Raw genomic sequence first — 15,667 nt, 5'->3', positions numbered from 1 at the left:
GACAGGGCGCGCGGGCTCCCCCCGGCCAGGGCGCGCGGGCTCCCCCCGGCCAGGGCGGGCTCCCCCGGACAGGCGTGATCGGCGCCCCGGAGGCATCACCCGCGCCGGACCGGGCACACCTCAACCCACACCGAACTCCGGGGGAGGCTGCCGTGACCACCGAATCGTCCCAGGCTTCCGAGGTTCCGGGCGGAGACAGTCCGCTCAAGCGAGCCATCGGGCCCAAGCTGCTGATCCTCTTCGTGATCGGCGACATCCTGGGCACCGGCATCTACGCCACGACCGGCAAGGTCGCCGGCAAGGTCGGCGGTGCGCTGTGGCTGCCGTTCGTCATCGGGTTCGTCGTCGCGATCCTCACGGCCGCGTCGTACGTCGAGCTCGTCGGCAAGTACCCGAAGGCCGCCGGAGCCGCGCTCTACACCCAGAAGGCGTTCAAGGTCCCGTTCCTGACCTTCATCATCGCCTTCATGGTGATGTGCTCCGGGCTGTCGTCCGCGAGCGCGGCGGCCCGGGCGTTCAGCGGGGACTACTTCCAGGAGTTCACCGACGCCATCCCGGCCACCCTCGTCGCCATCCTCTTCATCCTCGCGCTGGCCGCACTCAATCTGCGGGGTGTGTCGGAGTCGGTGAAGACCAATGTCGTGCTCACCATCGTCGAGTTGACCGGCCTGCTGATCATCCTCGTGATCGGCGCCTGGGCGGTGCTGACCGGCGAGGGTGACCCGTCCCGGCTGACCGAGTTCCAGGCGACCGGCACGGGATACGCGCTGATCACCAGCGTGCTCGGCGCCACGGCTCTCGGCTTCTTCGCGTTCGTCGGCTTCGAGGACTCGGTCAACATGGCCGAGGAGACCAAGGACCCCGTGCGCACCTTCCCCCGGGCGATCTTCATCGGTGTCGGTGTCACGGGCACGATCTACGTGCTGGTCGCGCTGGCGTCCTCGCTGCTGGTCGACTACAAGACGCTGGAGAAGTCCAGCGGGCCCCTGCTGGAGGTGGTCGAGGCCGGCGGCGTGGCCTTCCCGCCCAAACTCTTCGCCCTGATCGCGCTGTTCGCGGTCACCAACTCCGCGCTGATCAACATCATGATGGCCTCGCGGCTCTGTTACGGCATGGCCAACGAACGCATCCTGCCGCGGGCGATGGCCAAGGTCCTGCCCCAGCGCCGCACCCCCATCGTCGGCATCGTCTTCGTCTCGGCGCTGGCCATCGGACTGGTGTCGACGGGCGAGATCGAAGGGCTCGGCGACACCACGGCATTCCTGCTGCTGTGCGTCTTCGCGGTGGTCAACGTGGCCGTTCTGGTGCTGCGCAAGACCCCTGTCGAGCACTCCCACTTCCGCGCGCCCACCGTGCTGCCGGTGCTCGGTGCGATCACCTCGCTGATCCTGGCCAGTCCGCTGGCCGACCGTGACGCCGAGGTCTACATCCGGGCGGGCGTGCTGATCGCGATCGGCATCGGACTGTGGGCGGTCAACAAGCTCGTGATGAAGGCGGGCGGCGAGGACACGGCCTGATCCGTGCCACCGCCGACGACAGAGTCCGACGTTCGAGGCGCGGACCTTATCGGGATCGGGGCATGTTCCGATGGAAAATGCCCCAACTCCCTCCGACAGTAGCCACGTTGCGTAACCTCCCCGTCACTGGCGCACAACAGTGCGCGGAACGCCGAGGCGGGGAGGGGAGTCGGCGTGCCCGGAATCGACGAGTGTCTGCTGGAAGCCATGCTGGTGCCCGGTGCGCGCGGGGCGTCCATCGTGGACTGGATCAGCGGGCTCGCGCTCGGCACCGTCGGTGAAGCGGCCGGGCCCGATCACGAGACCACCGCGGCCGAGACGGCCGAGGTGGCCCGCATGGCCACCGAGTACACCGCGGTCGTCGCCCAGGAGCCCAGCATGCTGGGTGGCGACGGCGGACGGGACCTCGACGGCGGCGGCACAAAGCCGCTCAAGGACGACGGGCTGGTCGTCGAGGACCTCATCGTCACCACCCGCACCTGCTATCACCTGGTGCGGTTCGTCGACACCACCGTCGACAGCAGCGTCTTCCTGCATCTGTGGCTCGACCGGGACCTGGGCAATCTCGCACTGGCCCGCATCCGTCTGCAGCACCTCGCGGAAGGGCTGGTGCTCGGATGAGAGCGGCCGTGTCCCCGATGCTCGTCAGACTCGCGGACGAGCGCGCCACCGGCGTCCTCGTCCGTGACCACGGTGTGCTCTATCTGGCCGACGGCCAGGTCGTGCACGCCGAGAGCCCCGAAGCGCCCGGCCTCGACGTCCTGTTGACGGCGAGCGGCCGGCTGCGGCCGGACAGCTGGGCCGAGGCGGTCGCCCGGGCGGGCGCGCGCCACGAGGTCGCACGCTTTCTCGTCGACAGCGGCCAGGTACCCGGGGGCGAGCTGGAGATCTGCCATCTCGCCGCCGTCTTCGACGCCGCGTTCTTCGCGCTCGCGCCGACCAGCGGCCCGACCCGGTTCCGCTACGGGGTGGCCCACTGGATCGGCCGGGTCCGGCCGGTGCCCACCCGGGTCGTCGAACGGGAGGCCCGGCGGCGGTCCATGCTGCTGGACGCCGTGTGGCCGCACCCGGCGGTCGACACGGCGCCGGTGGCGCGCAGCCGGCACCTCGGGGGACGGGCGGTCAGCCCCCGCCGGAGGTCGCTGCTCGACCTGGCCGACGGCGTACGGACGCCGTCCGCCATCGCCCGGGAACTGGGCCGTCCCGCCTTCAACACCCTCATCGAGATACGGCGGCTGGCCGCCGAGGGACTCATCGGCACACCGGAGGAGTCCGCGGCACCCGCAGCCCCACCCGTCAGCGCCAACGCCGTGCGGACGGGGGGCCAGGAGCCGTCCTCGGCACTGGATTCCGCCATGCTCCGCCGGCTCCGTGACGCCCTGGAGGCCACGCTGTGACGCCCCGCTCCGCCCACCAGGTCCATTGCTGCACGTCATGAGGCGCGCGATGAGGCTGCGCGCAGAAAGGAGACAGCTCATGACGGCCACGGCGGATGTGCTCGCCGAACTGAAGCGGCTGCGCCTGCGGGTGCCGCAGCTGACGGGCGCACTCGCCGCCACCGCGGACGGTCTCGTGCTGGCGTCCGACACCGCCGACGCGGAGAGCGTCGCCGCACTCACCGCCGCCGCACTCGGCGTCGGGGTGCGGCTGACCGAGGCCACCGGACAGGGGAGCTTCTGCGAGCTGCTGGTCCGGGGCGACCGGGGGTACGTCGCGACCTACGCGGCGGGCTCGTCGGCCGTCCTCACCCTCCTGGCCGAGCCACGCATCAACGTGGGACGGCTCCATCTCGAGGCCCGCCGTTCCGGCGTTCGCGTCGGAGAACTGGTCGACGGCGCCCTCGAACGACCGGAGAACACCTGACCCATGACCGACACACCATCACGCACACCCAGCAGACGGAAAGGAAGTGCGCATCTCATGGCCAACACCGAACGCGCCCTCAAGGAAGCCACCACTGTCATCGAGGGCGCCATCGGCGCCGCGCTCGTCGACTACACCAGCGGAATGGCGCTGGGCACGGTCGGCGGTGGAAAGGACCTGGACCTCTCGGTCGCCGCCGCCGGCAACACCGATGTGGTGCGCGCCAAGGTCCGCACCATGGAGCAGCTCGGACTCAAGGACGGCATCGAGGACATCCTGATCACCCTCGGGACGCAGTACCACCTGATCCGGCTGATGAAGGGCCGGGGAACGAACGGCCTGTTCCTCTACCTGGCGCTCGACAAGGAGCGGTCGAACCTCGCCATGGCCCGCCACCAGCTGAAGAAGATCGAGGCGGAGCTGGAACTCTGACCGGCCGCGGCGCCGCCGTCCGCCCCCGTGGGCGCTCAGCGGCGCCGCGCCCCTCCGGGCGCGGCGTCCCCCGCCGCGATGCCGGTGCTCCGGAATCCCTTGACCGGCCTGCCGACCGGGCCCCTTGCGGTCCAGTCGGACCGCAGCCACAGCAGTTTCTCGGCGCGGCTCTCCCGGTGGCCCAGCCACCCGGCCTTGGCCCACAGCCCGGCCCCCGCGCCCGCCAGCATCGCACCACCCGCGGCGGGCAGCGCCAACGAGGTGCCGGCCGCGAGGACGAAGGCCCCGACCAACTGCCACCGGTGCGCGCGCGGCCAGGCCCGCACCGTCACCCGGCGGTCCTGGAGGTAGTCGGTGCGCCCGGCGCGAGTGGCGGCCTCGGCGAGGTGCACGTACCGCCTCCGTCGTACGAGGGCGACCGCGGCGGCCGTGACGATGAACAGCGCCGCCCCGGCGAGCACTCCGATCCGGCGTCCGGTGAGCCCCGGCACGAGAAGTCCGATGCCCGCGGCGAACACCCCCAGCCACCACAGGGGCGCCGCCCCGGCCCGTACGACCACCGCCACCCTCACCAGCGACTGCGCCCCGCGCCCCACGTCCGGTCCCCTTCCGCGCATCCCTCGGGCAGATGCCCATCGGGCGCGGAGACCAGCGGCGGATTCTGAAGACAGCGTGAGAGAAGACAGCGTGGAAAGGGCCCGGCCCGATCACGCCCGGCCGACCGGTGTCCTGCGCGGAGAACCGGTGCCGATCCACGAACCGGCGCCGGCCCACGAGCCGGTCCCGCTCCACCAACCGGCGCTACTCCACGAACAGTCCGCGCGCCGCCGCCCGCCCGTCGAACTCCTCCAGCCGTGCCTGCGCGTCCGGCAGGTCGTCGCACATCGCCTCCAGCAGCACCCGGCCGAGCAGCATCGGCGCGCAGGCGGTGTCAAAGGCCAGGCCCGTGCCGACGGCGGCGGGGATCAGCAGATCGCTGTGCGCGGCGACGGGGGCGAAGGCGGAGTCGGCGACGGTGACGACCTTCAGCCCGGCCGAGCGGGCGTACGCCAGTGCCTCGACGACCTCCTTGGGGTGCCGGGGCAGCGCGAAGCACAGCAGCACGCTCGCGCCGGCACGGCGGGCGGAGTCGACGCGGTCGGCGAGCATGGTGCCGCCCTCGTCGAGAAGGCGTACGTCGGGGTGGACCTTGCCGGCGAAGTACGCGAAGCCGCGGGCCTGCGAGGACGCGGCCCGCAGACCGAGCACGGGCAGCGGGCGGGAGGCGGCGAGCAGCCGGCCCGCGCGTTCGACCGGCGAGGGGTCGGCGAGCAGGTCGGAGAGGTGGCGCAGGTTCTCGATCTCGGCCTGCACCGCCTGCTGGTACTCGTTGAGGCCGTCCTCGGTCTCCTCGCTCTCCGCGGGCGCCACTTCCCGCAGGTGCCTGCGCAGCGCGGGGTAGCCGTCGAAGCCGAGGGCGACGGCGAAGCGGGTGACGGACGGCTGGCTGACGCCCGCGAGTTCGGCGAGTTCGACGCTGGACAGGAACGGCACGTCGCCCGCCCGGCGCACCATGCTGTGGGCGATCCGCCGCTGCGTGGGGGTGAGCCGGTGCCCCTCGAAGAGCTGCTGCAGTCGTGCGGCAGGGCTGTCGCTCATGCCGTCCCCCTCATGTGATCCGTCATCAGGTCCGTGAACCGGTCGAGCAGTGCGGCTGCCGCCGTCACGTCGTCGGTCAGCGGCCGGTCGGCGAGCTCCTCGTCCAGGACGGACTCGGCGAGCTCGTAGGCCGCCCCCACCGGGAGTTCCGGGTCGGGCCGCAGCCCGCGCTGGCGCAACGCCCGTACCGCGGCGACGAGTTCACAGCCGACCACGAGCCGGTAGGCGGCGCCCGTGCGCAGTGTCTGACGTGATGCCAGCGACGCGAAGCTGGCCTGCTCCTCGACGCCACGGGACAGTACCGCGTGACCCAGCGACGCGGGCGCGGAGTACGCGCGCAGATCGCCGAGGGCGGCCCCGGCCGCGTATTCGAGGATCATCACGCCGGAACTCGCGGCCTCCGCGTCGGCGAGGAAGGGCCGCAGCCGGGTGAACCCGGGCTCGTTGAGCGCGGAGAGCCGGGAGGTGGAGAGCCGGGCCGTCTGGGTCAGCGCCAGCCTGAAGTGGTCCAGATCCAGGGCGAGTTGGGCCATGTAGAAGCCGCCGTGGTGATAGGCGGCCATGTCCGACGGGCAGATCAGCGGGTTCTCGGCGGCCGCGTTGATCTCCACCGCGAGGGTGCGCTCCAGGGCGTCGGCGGCGTCCTCGGCGGGGCCGTGGATCTGGGGCAGACAGCGGAATCCGTACGGGTCCTGGATGCGGCCGAGCGGCGGGGTGGGCCGCTCGGGCGCGCCGAGCAGCCGGCGCATCCTGGTCGCGACGGCGTAGGTGCCGGGGTGCGGGCGCGCCGCGTGCACGGGCTCGGCGACCGCCTCGTAGGAGCCGTCGACGGCCAGCAGCGAGAGCCCGGCGACGAGTTCGGTGGCGCGGACGAGGGCGCGCAGTTCGCCGAGGGCGAGCGCGGACTGGCCGAGCGTCAGGGCGTTGGAGCTGATCAGCGCCAGGGCGTCGTTGTTGTCGAGGGCCTGCGCCTGCGGAGGCGTGCCGCCCCGCCAGGGGTGTTCGCCGGCGAGGGCGAGACCCATCTGCGAGAGGGCCGCGATGTCACCGGTGCCGACCGAGCCGAACTCGTTGACGACCGGGTACGCACCCGTCTCCAGGGCCTCGCACAGCGCCGTGACGACGCCTGGCCGCAGCCCCGCGCCGCCCGCGAGCAACTGGTTGGCACGGACGGCGAGCATGGCGCGGACCTCGCGGGCGGGCAGCTCGTCGCCGATCGCTCCGGCGTGGGAGCGCAGCAGCCGCAGGCCGTGACCGGCGGCCGCGTCGGAGGGCACGGCCTCGTTCCGGTTGGCGCCGACGCCGGTGGAACGGCCGTAGACCCTGCCGGACGCGGCCAGCTCACGGGCGGCGTCCCAGGCGACCTCGACGCGCTTCATCGCTTCGGAACCGGGTACGGGACGGGCCGCGCCGTCGGCCAGCCGGACGATGTCCGCGACCGGGAGGCTCTGTCCGTCGAGGACCACGATGCCGGTGGGTGAGTCCACCATGTGGGACGACATCATGCGCGAAACCCTCCTTTTCCGGACGGTCTGTCTTGCCTCGCGAGCATCCGTACCCAGCGATTTACCCCGAGGCATTGACAACTTATTCAGACACCGAGAACTCTGCATGACTATATGCAGCCCGGGCAAGGGACGACTGATGATCAAATTCGATGCAGTGAACAAGCGCTTCCCCAACGGCACCACTGCAGTCCACGACCTCACTCTGGAGATGCCGGACGGCGGGATCACCGTCCTCGTCGGATCCTCCGGATGCGGTAAGACCACGACCCTGCGCATGATCAACCGGATGGTCGACCCGACGTCCGGCACCATCCACGTCGGCGGCAAGGACGTCCTCGCACAGGACGCGGCGGAACTGCGCCGCTCCATCGGCTACGTCATCCAGCAGTCGGGACTGTTCCCGCACCGCACGATCATCGACAACATCGCGACGGTCCCGCTGCTGCTGGGCTGGGGCCGCAAGAAGGCCCGGGCCCGTGCCGCGGAACTGCTGGAGACGGTCGGCCTCGCGCCCGAGACCGCCAAGCGCTACCCGCACCAGCTCTCCGGCGGCCAGCAGCAGCGCGTCGGCGTGGCCCGGGCCCTCGCGGCCGACCCGCCCGTCCTGCTGATGGACGAGCCCTTCGGCGCGGTCGACCCCGTCGTCCGCACCCAGCTCCAGGACGAACTGCTGCGTCTCCAGCAGGAACTCAGCAAGACGATCGTCTTCGTCACGCACGACATCGACGAGGCCGTGCGCCTCGGCGACCGCATAGCCGTGTTCCGCACGGGCGGTCATCTGGTGCAGTGCGCGACCCCGGCCGAACTGCTGGCCCGTCCGGCGGACGACTTCGTGGCGGACTTCCTCGGCGCCGAACGGGGCCTGAAGCTGCTGTCGCTCAGCACCCTCGCGGACGTACCGCAGAGCCCCCTTCCGCGGACCGGCCGCTGGGAGCTCGCCCTCGACGAGGCCCGCGTCCCCCTCGGCTGGCGCGACAGGGACGGCGACTCGCTCGCCGCCGACCTGCTCCCGGTCCGCCCGCTGCGCGACACGGACTCCCTGCTCTCCGCGCTGAACGAGTCGGTGGCCTCCCCCTCCGGGCTGGTGGCCCGCGTGGACGCCGACGGCGTGCTCACCGGCGTCACCTCGCGCGAGGACATCCACGAGCGGGCCGGCTCCGCCCACTCCGCGGCCCGGGTGGCCGTATGACCGTCGACTGGTCGTGGATCTCCGACCATGCCGGTGACCTCACCACGCTGAGCGTCTCCCATCTCCAGGCCGCTCTGAGCGCGGTGCTCCTGGGGCTGGTCATCTCCCTCCCGCTCGCGGTGCTCGCCCACCGCGTGCGCCCGCTGCGCGGCTTCCTCCTCGGGATGTCGAACGTCCTGTTCACGATCCCGTCGATCGCCGTGTTCGTGCTGCTCCTGCCGGTCTCCGGGCTCACCCGCACGACCACCGTGATCGGGCTGACGATCTACACCCTCGTCGTCCTCCTGCGGAACACCGTCGAGGGCCTCGACGCCGTTCCCGCCCGGACCAAGGAGGCCGCCAAGGCCATGGGCACCCGCCCGCTGCGGACCCTGTTCACCGTCGAACTCCCGCTGGCGCTGCCCGTGATCATGGCCGGCGTGCGGATCGCCACCGTCATGTCCATCTCGCTCGTCAGCGTCGCCACCTACATCGGCGACGGCGGCCTCGGCCAGCTCTTCACCGACGGCTTCCAGCGCAACTTCCCGACCCCCGTGGTCGCCGGAGTGGTCCTCACCCTCCTCCTCGCGCTGATCGCGGACGCGCTGCTCGTCGCCGTGCAGTACGTCCTCACCCCCTGGACCAGGAAGGGCAGGGCCTGAGATGTACGAGCTCGTCAAGGACCTCGGCTCCTGGCTGACCAGCGGCGCCCAGTGGTCCGGCAGCGACGGGATCGCCCACCGGCTCGTCGAGCACCTCCAGTACTCACTGCTCGCGACGCTCATCGCCGCCGTGATCGCCCTGCCGGTCGGCCTGCTGATCGGGCACACCGGCCGCGGCGCGTTCCTCGCCATCAACCTCTCGTCGTTCGGGCGGGCCCTGCCCACCGTCGGCCTCGTGGTGCTGGTCTTCCTCGCCAGCGGCCTGTCCATGACCCCGGTGTACGTGGCCCTGGTCGCCCTCGCGATCCCCTCCATCGTCACCAACACCTATGCCGGCATGTCCGCGGTCGACCCCGAGGTCCGGGACGCCGCCCGCGGCCAGGGCATGCGCGGCCACCAGGTGCTGCTCCAGGTGGAGGTGCCGCTGGCGATGCCGCTGATCATGACGGGACTGCGGCTCGCCCTGATCCAGGTCGTGGCCACGGCCACCATCGCCGCGTACGTCAGCTTCGGCGGACTGGGCCGCTACGTCTTCGACGGCCTCGCCCAGCGCGACCTCGTCCAGGTGCTCGGCGGAGCCGTCCTCGTCGCGGTCGTCGCCGTCGTGCTCGACCTGGCGCTCGCCGGGCTCCAGCGCGCCCTCTTCAGCAACCGCCCCGCGTAAGGACTTCCCATGAACCGACGCACCCTGCTCGGCGGTCTGCTGGCCGCCGCATCCGTCCCCGCCCTCGCGTCGTGCAGCAGTGGCATCACCTCGCTCGAAGGTGAGGGCGGCTCGCTGTCCGGCGGCGGCTCCAGCAAGGACGGTGTCACCATCGGCACCGCCAACTTCACCGAGAACCAGATACTCGGCTACCTCTACGCCGCCGCCCTGAAGGCGTCGGGTGTGAAGGCGACCGTCCGCCCCAACCTCGGCACCCGCGAGATCCTCATCCCCGCGCTGCGCGGCGGCGACATCGATCTGCTGCCGGAGTACCAGGGCGCCCTGCTGCACTACCTCGACCCCAAGGCCACGGCCACCGAGGAGGGCGAGATGCAGAACGCACTCGCCGTCGCCCTCCCCCAGGGCCTCCAGATCCTCCCGTACGGGCTGGCCGAGGACTCCGACGCCTTCGCCGTCACCAGCGAGACGGCACGGAAGTACGGGCTCCGGTCCCTCGGCGACCTCGCCAGGAAGAACGGCGAACTCGTCATCGGCGCGGCCCCCGAGGTCAAGAAGCGGGTCGTCGGCGTCGTCGGTCTGAAGGACATGTACGGCGTGGAGTTCAAGGAGTTCAAGTCCCTGGACTCCTCCGGGCCCCTGGTCAAGGGCGCGCTGAAGAAGGGGGATGTCGACGTCGCCAACCTCTTCACCACGGACACCGACATCAAGGCCGAGGGCTGGGTCGTGCTCTCCGACCCCAAGAACCTGATTCCCGGTCAGCACGTCGTCCCGCTGATCGCCGACCGCAAGGCGGACTCGCGCGTACACAAGGCGCTGGCCCGGCTCGGCGCCGTCCTGACGACCGAGCAGCTCACCGAGCTCAACCGGCTGGTGGACAAGGACAAGAAGGACCCGGAGGACGTCGCGAACGACTGGGCCCGGCAGCACGGAATCACGAAGAAGGGCAGCTGAACCATGGCAGGCCTCGTCGAAGTACGGTCCATCGACGTCGTTCCCGACAGCGAGCGGCACGGCACCGCCTTCTCCCAGTTCACTCTCTGGCTCGGCGCGAATCTCCAGATCACCGCGGTGGTCACGGGTGCGCTCGCCGTCGTCTTCGGCGGCGGCCCCTTCTGGTCGGTCGTCGGCCTCGCGGTGGGCAATCTGCTCGGCGGCGCGGTGATGGCCCTGCACTCGGCGCAGGGACCGAAGCTCGGCCTGCCGCAGATGATCCAGTCCCGGGCGCAGTTCGGCGTGAAGGGCGCGATCATCCCGCTGCTGCTGGTGATCGTGATGTACGTCGGCTTCTTCGCCAGCGGCAGCGTGCTGGCCGGCCAGGCGGTCGGCGAGCTCACGCATCTCGGCGAGACGCCCGGCATCGTGATCTTCGCGCTGGTGACCGCGGTGACGGCGGCGATCGGCTACCGCGTCATCCATGTCCTCGGCCGGGTGGCGAGCGTCGTCTGCGCGCTCGCCTTCGTCTACCTCGGGATCCGGCTGCTGGAGCGGATCGACCTCGGCACGGTGCTGGCCGACCGGGCCTTCGACCTGCCGATGTTCCTGCTGGCGGTCTCGCTCTCGGCGTCCTGGCAGCTGGCCTTCGGCCCGTACGTCGCCGACTACTCACGCTATCTGCCGCGGCACACCAGCGCCCGCGCCACGTTCTGGTGGACGCTGTCCGGCTCGGCCATCGGTTCGCAGTGGTCGATGGTCTTCGGCGTGCTGGTCGCCGCGACGGCCGGGGACGCCTTCCTCGGGGGCCAGGTCAGCTATGTCGTGGCGCTCGGCGGCACCGGCCTGATCGCCTCGTTCCTGTACTTCGTCATCGCGCTCGGCAAGCTGACGATCAATGTGCTCAACACCTACGGCGGCTTCATGTCGATGGTGACCAGCATCAGCGGCTTCCGCGGCCAGAAGACGCTGTCGCCGCGCGGCCGGGCGCTCTACATCGCGGCCATCATGATCGCCGGCACGGTCGTCGCCCTGCTCGGCAAGGACAGCTTCCTCACCTCGTTCAAGGACTTCCTGCTCTTCCTGCTGACCTTCTTCACCCCCTGGTCGGCGATCAACCTGGTCGACTACTACCTGATCTCGCGTGAGCGCTACGACATCCCGGCGCTCGCCGATCCGCACGGCCGCTACGGCGCCTGGCGCGCGGACGCCCTCGCCGTGTACGGGGTGGGCCTGCTGGCCCAACTGCCGTTCCTCGTCACGCACTTCTACACCGGTCCGCTGGTGGAGCCGCTGGGCGGTGCGGACATCTCCTGGATGGTGGGGCTCGCCGTGCCGGCGCTGCTGTACTGGCTGATCGCCCGCCGCCGTACCGCGCACATCCCGGAGCAGACGATCCTCGCCCCCGGGGTAACCCCGACCGAAAACAGTGGGGCTACCCCCACTGACGCGACGGCCGGGCGCCCGTAGCGTGAACGGTTATGGAAGCCCGCGACCCTGAGCTCGAGAAAGAGCTCGACGCCACCCTGCACGCCCGCCGCGAGCTGGGCGAAGAATACGATTCAGCGCTCGTCGAATCCTTCCTGGAGAAGGTCGAACAGCGCCTGGACGGCACGGTGGACCGCCGTGTGCGCCGGCAGCTCGCCGAGCAGCAGATGGTGGTCGCCCGCGGCACCCGGCCGCCGCAGCAGCCCGCCGACCCCAACTTCGGCGAGCGCTTCGGCTTCGGGATCATCTCGATGATCCTCGCGATCCCGCTCTCGGCGATCGGCGTCGTCAACGCCGATCTGCCGGGGCTGATCGTCGCCTGGGGCGGCATCGTCGGCGTCAACGCCGTGCACGCCGCCAAGGGCTGGCCGTGGCTGCGGCACAGGACCCCGGAGAAGACCTCCGACTGGGAGGGCTGAGGCCCGGCGATCGCGTGCTGCCGGGCCGCGGCCTCACGGCCGGCGCGAGCGCGATGTTCCCCGCCAGGTCTCCCTGGACCCGGCCGCGCGGGAGATGTACACGGACCGGGAGGCGGTGGCCGCCGAGGTGGTCGGCTGTCTGCGCCTCGACGCCGGCCGCCATCCCGACGACAGCGAACTCAGCGCGCTGATCGGCGAGTTGTCGGTGAAGAGCGAGCACTTCCGGCGGCTGTGGGCGGACCACCAGGTCAAGAAGAAGACCCATGGCGCATCTCGCAGCCGACGGTGGGCGAGCTGACGCTGCCGTACGAGACGCCCACGCTGCCGGGCAACCCGGACCGGCCGCTCGTGGTCTGCACACCGGAGCCAGGCTCCCCCACGGCGTAGCGTCTGCCGGTGCCGGCGAGCTGGACGGCGTCCTCGCCGCGCGAGTGAGCCCGGTCGCCGGTCGACACACCGGCGCCGGGGCAGTCTGTGCCACGCGGGCGCCCGGGAAGAGTGTGCGCGGGGACCGCCTCACCCCCGGCAGGGCCGGGGGGCGGGACGACGACGGTCCCCGCGTGGGACACGGTCCCGGGTCAGGGCCGGTCGCCGCGTCCGGGGCGTCTGGGAGTCCGGGAGCCGCTCCGGAGTTCTTCGACGCCGCCTGTGCGCCGGCCTGGTTCCCTGCCCGGGAACCCTGCCGACACCCATGACTGTGACGGACGCGTGTTAAGCGGGTGCTGCGCGTACGTGACGTGCGCGTACCGTTTGCGCGAAGCCCCTTCTCCCCGCTGCTACTTGCCGCCGCCGGCGAGGAAGGCCAGCAGGTCCTGACGGCTCACCACGCCCGTCGGCTTGCCCTCGACCAGCACGATCGCGGCGTCCGCGGCTCCGAGCACGGTCATCAGGTCGCCGACCGGCTCGCCCGAGCCGACCTGCGGCAGCGGGTCGCTCATGTGCTTCTCCAGCGGGTCGCTCAACGCGGCACGCTGGGTGAACAGCGCGGCCAGCAGTTCGCGCTCCACGACCGAGCCGATGACCTCGGCGGCCATCACGTCGGGGTGGCCCGCGCCCGGCTTCACGATCGGCATCTGCGAGACGCCGTACTCGCGCAGCACCTCGATGGCCTCGCCGACGGTCTCCTCCGGGTGCATGTGCACCAGGCTGGGGATCTTGCCGCCTTCCTTGTGCCGCAGCACGTCGGCGACCCGCGCGGCGTGGCCGGCCTCCTCCAGGAAGCCGTAGTCGGCCATCCACTCGTCGTTGAAGATCTTGGAGAGATAACCGCGGCCGCTGTCCGGCAGCAGGACGACCACCACGTCGTCGGGACCGAGGCCCTCCGCGACGCGCAGCGCGGCGACGACCGCCATGCCGCAGGAGCCGCCGACGAGCAGGCCCTCCTCCTTGGCGAGACGGCGGGTCATCTGGAAGGAGTCCTTGTCGGACACGGCGACGATCTCGTCGGTCACGGTCCGGTCGTACGCCGTCGGCCAGAAGTCCTCACCGACGCCCTCCGTCAGATACGGCCGCCCGGAGCCGCCCGAGTAGACCGAGCCCTCGGGGTCCGCGCCGATGATCCGCACACCGTTCCCGCTGACCTCCTTGAGGTAGCGGCCGGTGCCCGAGATGGTGCCGCCCGTGCCGACGCCCGCGACGAAATGGGTGATCTTCCCGTCCGTCTGGTCCCAGAGCTCGGGACCGGTCGTCTCGTAGTGCGAGCGCGGGTTGTTCGGGTTGGAGTACTGGTCGGGCTTCCAGGCTCCCGGCGTCTCCCGCACCAGACGGTCGGAGACGTTGTAGTACGAGTCGGGGTGCTCGGGGTCGACCGCGGTGGGGCAGACCACGACCTCGGCACCGTACGCACGGAGCACGTTGATCTTGTCCGTGGACACCTTGTCCGGGCAGACGAAGATGCACTTGTAGCCCTTCTGCTGGGCCACGATCGCCAGGCCCACACCCGTGTTGCCACTGGTCGGCTCCACGATCGTGCCGCCGGGCTGAAGTGCTCCGCTCTCCTCGGCCGCCTCGATCATGCGCACGGCGATGCGGTCCTTCACCGAACCGCCCGGGTTGAAGTACTCGACCTTGGCCAGGACCGTCGCCTGGATGCCCGCGGTCACGCTGTTCAGCTTCACCAGCGGGGTATTGCCGACAAGACTGATCATCGAGTCATGGATGCGCACAATGTTCTCCGGGATCTCCGTAGTGATGCGGCCAGGGTATGCGGACCGGCGCGGGATTGGGCGACGGCCGCTACGGGGCAGTTAGCTGATGACAGGCGACGAGGAGAGGAGGTGGCTCGGTGTCGAGGGCGAGGGTGGCACGGCGGATCGCCGCAGGCGCGGCGTACGGCGGAGGCAGCATCGGTCTGCTCGGAGCGGCGGCCGTGGGAGTCGTGCTCGCGGAGGTCCAGCTGGCCAAGCGCTCGGTGGGCGGGGGCATCGCCCCGATGCCACCGCGCGGCGACGGACTGTACGGGCTGGCCTTCGGGCACAACGATCCGCTGCTCCTCGGCGTGCTGGGCGACTCCACAGCGGCCGGCCAGGGGGTGCGCCGGGCGGGCCAGACCCCGGGGGCGCTGCTCGCGTCCGGGCTGGCCGCGGTGGCCGAGCGCCCCGTGGAGGTGTGCAATGTCGCACTGCCGGGTGCCCAGTCCGACGATCTGGACCGCCAGGTCACGGTGCTGCTGGAGGACAGGTCCCGGCTGCCCGACGTCTGTGTGATCATGATCGGCGCCAACGACGTCACCCACCGGATGCCGCCCACGGAGTCCGTCCGCCATCTGTCCTCCGCGGTGCGGAGGCTGCGTACGGCAGGGGCGGAGGTGGTGGTCGGCACGTGCCCGGATCTCGGCACCATCGAGCCGGTCTACCAGCCGCTGCGCTGGCTGGCCCGCAGGGTCTCGCGCCAGCTGGCGGCCGCGCAGACCATCGTGGTGGTGGAGCAGGGCGGGCGCACGGTGTCGCTGGGCGACCTGCTGGGCCCTGAGTTCGCCGCGAACCCGCGGGAGATGTTCGGCGCGGACAACTACCACCCCTCGGCGGAGGGCTACGCGACGGCGGCGATGGCGATGCTCCCGACGCTGGGCGCGGTGCTGGGCGTGTGGCCCGAGTCGGACCGCCCGGACGCCGACCGCGACGAGGGCATGCTCCCGGTGGCGAAGGCCGCGGCGACGGCGGCGAAGGAGGCGGGCACCGAGGTCACGGGCGCGCGCGGGCCCTGGGCTCTGCTCAAGCACCGCAGGCGCCGGCGGCTGCCGTCCACGGCCACGTCGGCGGAACCGAGCCCGTCCCCGTCCCGGGCGCGGCCCTGAGGGTTGTCGTCCGGGGAAAGCGGGTGGCCGGGCGCGGGAAGCGGCCCGGCTTCTACCGGGGCATCCCGAAAAAGTGAGCGCTC

General features: G+C 71.3%; 16 protein-coding genes and 1 pseudogene. 13 read left to right on the top strand and 4 right to left on the bottom strand.

The window, feature by feature from the left end:
* Positions 1-152 precede the first annotated feature (152 nt).
* The 5 genes from ACFWU3_RS09420 to ACFWU3_RS09400 all read left to right on the top strand — a co-directional run bounded on the left by ACFWU3_RS09420 (position 153) and on the right by ACFWU3_RS09400 (position 3,812).
* Positions 153-1,517, top strand: coding sequence for an APC family permease (locus tag ACFWU3_RS09420; protein WP_384433547.1), 1,365 nt, complete (start codon positions 153-155; stop codon positions 1,515-1,517).
* Positions 1,518-1,691: 174 nt separating this feature from the next.
* On the top strand, positions 1,692-2,138 hold the full coding sequence (locus tag ACFWU3_RS09415; protein ID WP_384433544.1) for a hypothetical protein: 447 nt from the start codon (positions 1,692-1,694) through the stop codon (positions 2,136-2,138).
* Between the two features lie 17 nt (positions 2,139-2,155).
* Positions 2,156-2,914, top strand: coding sequence for a transcriptional regulator (locus tag ACFWU3_RS09410; RefSeq protein WP_384433641.1), 759 nt, complete (start codon positions 2,156-2,158; stop codon positions 2,912-2,914).
* Positions 2,915-2,993: 79 nt separating this feature from the next.
* Positions 2,994-3,380 (top strand): roadblock/LC7 domain-containing protein, encoded by a 387-nt coding sequence (locus ACFWU3_RS09405; RefSeq protein ID WP_313945922.1) that lies wholly within the window; start codon positions 2,994-2,996, stop codon positions 3,378-3,380.
* 57 nt (positions 3,381-3,437) lie between these two features.
* The gene (locus ACFWU3_RS09400) at positions 3,438-3,812 is read left to right on the top strand and encodes a hypothetical protein (protein ID WP_313945921.1); all 375 of its coding nucleotides are present in this window, start codon (positions 3,438-3,440) and stop codon (positions 3,810-3,812) included.
* A 35-nt stretch (positions 3,813-3,847) separates the two neighbouring features.
* Here the strand turns inward: ACFWU3_RS09400 and ACFWU3_RS09395 are convergent, their stop codons facing one another.
* The 3 genes from ACFWU3_RS09395 to ACFWU3_RS09385 all read right to left on the bottom strand — a co-directional run bounded on the left by ACFWU3_RS09395 (position 3,848) and on the right by ACFWU3_RS09385 (position 6,952).
* Positions 3,848-4,408 carry a hypothetical protein gene (locus ACFWU3_RS09395; RefSeq protein ID WP_384433540.1) on the bottom strand — a complete coding sequence of 187 codons (561 nt, stop codon included), beginning with the start codon at positions 4,406-4,408 and terminating at the stop codon, positions 3,848-3,850.
* A gap of 205 nt (positions 4,409-4,613) precedes the next feature.
* Positions 4,614-5,450, bottom strand: coding sequence for a MurR/RpiR family transcriptional regulator (locus ACFWU3_RS09390; RefSeq protein ID WP_384433537.1), 837 nt, complete (start codon positions 5,448-5,450; stop codon positions 4,614-4,616).
* Positions 5,447-6,952, bottom strand: a complete 1,506-nt coding sequence (locus tag ACFWU3_RS09385) for an aromatic amino acid ammonia-lyase (RefSeq protein ID WP_384433638.1) — start codon at positions 6,950-6,952, stop codon at positions 5,447-5,449. The genes ACFWU3_RS09390 and ACFWU3_RS09385 overlap by 4 nt, the downstream gene beginning before the upstream one ends.
* Positions 6,953-7,094: 142 nt before the next feature.
* Here ACFWU3_RS09385 and ACFWU3_RS09380 point away from each other — a divergent pair, with 142 nt between their 5' ends.
* The 7 genes and pseudogenes from ACFWU3_RS09380 to ACFWU3_RS09350 all read left to right on the top strand — a co-directional run bounded on the left by ACFWU3_RS09380 (position 7,095) and on the right by ACFWU3_RS09350 (position 12,676).
* Entirely contained in the window at positions 7,095-8,147 is a 1,053-nt protein-coding gene (locus ACFWU3_RS09380; protein ID WP_384433534.1) for an ABC transporter ATP-binding protein, read from the top strand.
* Complete coding sequence (locus ACFWU3_RS09375; protein WP_313945917.1) at positions 8,144-8,788, top strand: ABC transporter permease; 645 nt, start codon at positions 8,144-8,146, stop codon at positions 8,786-8,788. Before ACFWU3_RS09380 ends, ACFWU3_RS09375 begins: the two co-directional genes overlap by 4 nt.
* Position 8,789: 1 nt before the next feature.
* Positions 8,790-9,452, top strand: a complete 663-nt coding sequence (locus ACFWU3_RS09370) for an ABC transporter permease (protein ID WP_384433530.1) — start codon at positions 8,790-8,792, stop codon at positions 9,450-9,452.
* A gap of 9 nt (positions 9,453-9,461) precedes the next feature.
* The gene (locus ACFWU3_RS09365) at positions 9,462-10,403 is read left to right on the top strand and encodes an ABC transporter substrate-binding protein (protein ID WP_384433527.1); all 942 of its coding nucleotides are present in this window, start codon (positions 9,462-9,464) and stop codon (positions 10,401-10,403) included.
* A 3-nt stretch (positions 10,404-10,406) separates the two neighbouring features.
* Positions 10,407-11,852: a purine-cytosine permease family protein gene (locus ACFWU3_RS09360; RefSeq protein ID WP_384433524.1), complete on the top strand. Its 1,446-nt coding sequence runs from the start codon at positions 10,407-10,409 to the stop codon at positions 11,850-11,852.
* An 11-nt stretch (positions 11,853-11,863) separates the two neighbouring features.
* Entirely contained in the window at positions 11,864-12,289 is a 426-nt protein-coding gene (locus ACFWU3_RS09355; protein WP_384433521.1) for a hypothetical protein, read from the top strand.
* 73 nt (positions 12,290-12,362) lie between these two features.
* A pseudogene (locus ACFWU3_RS09350) lies at positions 12,363-12,676 on the top strand (hypothetical protein).
* Positions 12,677-13,065: 389 nt separating this feature from the next.
* Here ACFWU3_RS09350 and ACFWU3_RS09345 read toward each other — a convergent pair.
* On the bottom strand, positions 13,066-14,454 hold the full coding sequence (locus ACFWU3_RS09345) for a cystathionine beta-synthase (protein WP_384433518.1): 1,389 nt from the start codon (positions 14,452-14,454) through the stop codon (positions 13,066-13,068).
* A gap of 134 nt (positions 14,455-14,588) precedes the next feature.
* Here ACFWU3_RS09345 and ACFWU3_RS09340 point away from each other — a divergent pair, with 134 nt between their 5' ends.
* On the top strand, positions 14,589-15,584 hold the full coding sequence (locus tag ACFWU3_RS09340; RefSeq protein WP_384433635.1) for an SGNH/GDSL hydrolase family protein: 996 nt from the start codon (positions 14,589-14,591) through the stop codon (positions 15,582-15,584).
* The last annotated feature ends 83 nt before the right edge of the window (positions 15,585-15,667 follow it).

The sequence above is a fragment of the Streptomyces sp. NPDC058685 genome, assembly GCF_042714725.1.
Taxonomy (GTDB): Bacteria; Actinomycetota; Actinomycetes; order Streptomycetales; family Streptomycetaceae; genus Streptomyces.
Note: the sequence above shows the minus strand (reverse complement) of the source record. Positions and strands in the feature narration are given on the sequence as shown.